Raw genomic sequence first — 3,136 nt, forward strand, 5'->3', positions numbered from 1 at the left:
TTTCGGGAGAAGGTGATTTTCATTCACCAACGTTATAAATTGTACAACCCAAAAAAGCCGATCAAGGAATCCTTGAATCGACTTTTCAAAATATTAATCAAATAATGTACTTACTGATTTATTTTCATAAACGCGAGAAATTGCTTCTGCCATTAAGTTTGCAACAGATAATTGTTTCACTTTTGGAGAGCGTTTTTCATCAGGTAATTGAATTGTATTGGTAACGATTAACTCTTTTATTGGCGAGTTTTCAATACGTTCGATTGCAGGACCTGATAAAACTGGATGTGAACAGCATGCATAAACTTCTTTAGCACCATTTTCCTTTAGTGCATTTGCACCAAGCGTAATTGTACCTGCAGTATCAATAATATCATCAATTAGGATACAAACTTTCCCTTCGATATTCCCTACGATATTCATAACCTCTGCCACATTTGGTTTTGGACGACGTTTATCGATAATAGCGATTGGAGCTTTTAATCTCTCTGCCATTTTACGAGCACGTGTTACACCACCATGGTCAGGCGATACGACAACTAATTCTTCCGGAGAATAGTTTTTTGATAAGAAATAATCTGAAAGTAATGGAACTGCCATTAAATGGTCTATTAAAATATCGAAGAAACCTTGAATTTGCGGTGCATGTAAATCAAGTACGATTACACGTGTCGCACCAGCAGTCTCTAATAAATTAGCTACTAATTTTGCTGTAATTGGCTCACGAGCTTTTGCCTTACGATCTTGACGTGCGTAGCCATAGTAAGGAATTACAACATTTACTGTACGAGCAGAAGCACGTTTCACTGCATCAACCATAATTAATAATTCCATTAAATGTTCATTTACTGGAGCTGAAGTTGATTGAACAATAAATACGTCGCATCCACGAATACTTTCTTCAATGCTAATTTGGACTTCTCCGTCGCTAAAATGTTTTACCGATGATTTTCCTAGTTCCACGCCCATTAATTCGGCAATTTCTTGTGCTAATGGATAGTTTGAATTAAGTGAAAAGATTTTTAATGATGAGTTTGCATATTGATACGGCATGATGGCCTCCTAAAAGTTTTGCAATTTTTATTTCAATTTTTTCGCATAATCTAGTTTGTTTTCTTGCCTTGCACGAGCAATAGCAAGGGCATCTTTAGGTACTTCCTTCGTAACAGTTGATCCCGCAGCGATAAAAGAACCCTCACCTATCTTCACTGGAGCAACTAAATTTGAATTACATCCAACAAATACTCGATCTTCAATAATCGTTTTATGTTTATTTTTCCCATCGTAATTTACGGTGATTGAACCGCAACCTATGTTTACATCGTTGCCTACTTCGGCATCACCAATGTAACTTAGATGTGAAACCTTTGCATCATTACCTAGCGTACTTTTCTTCACTTCCACAAAATTACCAATTTTAACATGGTTACCAAGTTGTGAATCAGGTCTTAAATGAGCAAACGGCCCAATTGTAGTATCTTCACCAACAATACTACTTATTACAACTGAATTTTGAACAGATGTACGGTTTCCAATTTGGCTATTGGTAATTTGACTATTTGGTCCAATTATACAATCCTCACCAATAATCGTATTGCCTTCGATTACAACACCAGGTTTAATAACCGTATCACTTCCAATTACCGCATCCATGCTAATGTGTGTAGTTAACGGATTAATGATTGTTACACCATTTCGCATATGTTTTTCGTTAATTCTTGCGCGCATAATCTCTTCAGCCTGTGATAAAGCTACACGATCATTAACCCCTAAAATTTCATCAAAATCATCCGTTGTAAAGGCAGATACGATTTCACCTTGTGCTTTTAAAATTTCAATAACATCTGGTAAGTAATACTCACCTTGTGCATTTTCATTTTTTACTAGCTTTAAAGATTCAAATAATGCTTTATTATCAAAACAATAAGTGCCAGTATTTATTTCTTTTACAAGTTGTTGTTCATCTGAGGCGTCTTTTTGTTCAACAATTTGTGAAACTTGACCTTTTTCGTTTCGAATAATGCGGCCATAACCATATGGATTTTCCGCAACCGCAGTTAATATCGTTGCTTTAGCATTTTGTTTTTGATGGAATTCAACCAAAGATTTAAGTGTTTCGTCCCGAATTAAAGGTGTATCTCCACAAACCACTAAAGTTGTTCCTTCTAAATCTGCTAAAATCGATTCAGCTTGCTGTACTGCATGGGCTGTTCCTAATTGTTCAGCCTGAAGTACATATTCGCTTTTTTCTCCTAAGGTTTCCTTGACCTTTTCAGCCCCGTGTCCAACTATTGTAACAATTCGACTTACATCCAAATTTTGTATGTTATCGATTACATGCTCAACCATTGGCTTCCCACAAACGGGATGGAGCACTTTATATAATTTGGACTTCATGCGCGTTCCTTGACCTGCAGCTAATACTACTGCAAAAATGTTCGTCATTTTAAGTCCTCCATTTGAAAATATTCTCTTATGACTATATAGTAAATTCCAATGATTTTCAAGGTATGTAGACTTGACAAAACGGTTACACCTTTTTTTGTCAATTTTCTTTTAATCACTATATTTTATCAAATAAATTATTCGTTTGTGCAGACTTTTTAACATGAAAAAAAGAGCCTTTCTTTTGTAAGTGGCTCTCATTTCTAGGAAAATATTAAGCATTTGCTTCTTCTAATTGAAGGGCTTCTTCATCGCTAGCTGCATGATAAGCAGCTAAAACTACTTCTTGAATCATATTTCTAGTCTCAGAATTAATGGGATGTGCTATATCGCGGAATTCTCCATCTGGCGTTCTTTTACTTGGCATAGCCACAAATAATCCGCTATTCCCGTCAATTACACGAATATCATGTACAACAAAAGCATCGTCCAGTGTAATAGATGCAATAGCTCTCATTCTACCATCCGTTTGAACACGACGTAATCTAACATCAGTAACTATCATTCTTTCACTCCTCCCATCTAGGATGCTGTTTAAAAACTTATAATTCTACATTTTTTTCTTATTTCCTTCTTATTTTACCCAATTTTCAAAAAAATTAGAATCATTTTTTTTGTTATTCTAGAAATTTAATAGTAATTTAAATCGAGTAGGAAACTAGCCATTAATTGGCTAGTCGACCTCTCACAC

Annotated in this window: 3 protein-coding genes; all 3 read right to left on the reverse strand. The window is 35.4% G+C overall.

The window, feature by feature from the left end:
* Positions 1-93: 93 nt before the first annotated feature.
* Complete coding sequence (locus CD30_RS18745) at positions 94-1,053, reverse strand: ribose-phosphate diphosphokinase (protein ID WP_036180577.1); 960 nt, start codon at positions 1,051-1,053, stop codon at positions 94-96.
* A gap of 27 nt (positions 1,054-1,080) precedes the next feature.
* Positions 1,081-2,445 (reverse strand): bifunctional UDP-N-acetylglucosamine diphosphorylase/glucosamine-1-phosphate N-acetyltransferase GlmU, encoded by a 1,365-nt coding sequence (glmU, locus tag CD30_RS18750; protein ID WP_036180580.1) that lies wholly within the window; start codon positions 2,443-2,445, stop codon positions 1,081-1,083.
* A gap of 214 nt (positions 2,446-2,659) precedes the next feature.
* A complete protein-coding gene (gene spoVG, locus CD30_RS18755) occupies positions 2,660-2,950 on the reverse strand; it encodes a septation regulator SpoVG (protein ID WP_036180583.1) in 291 nt (96 codons plus the stop codon).
* Positions 2,951-3,136 lie beyond the last annotated feature (186 nt).

It is taken from the genome of Ureibacillus massiliensis 4400831 = CIP 108448 = CCUG 49529 (assembly GCF_000772965.1).
GTDB classification, from domain to species: Bacteria; Bacillota; Bacilli; order Bacillales_A; family Planococcaceae; genus Ureibacillus; species Ureibacillus massiliensis.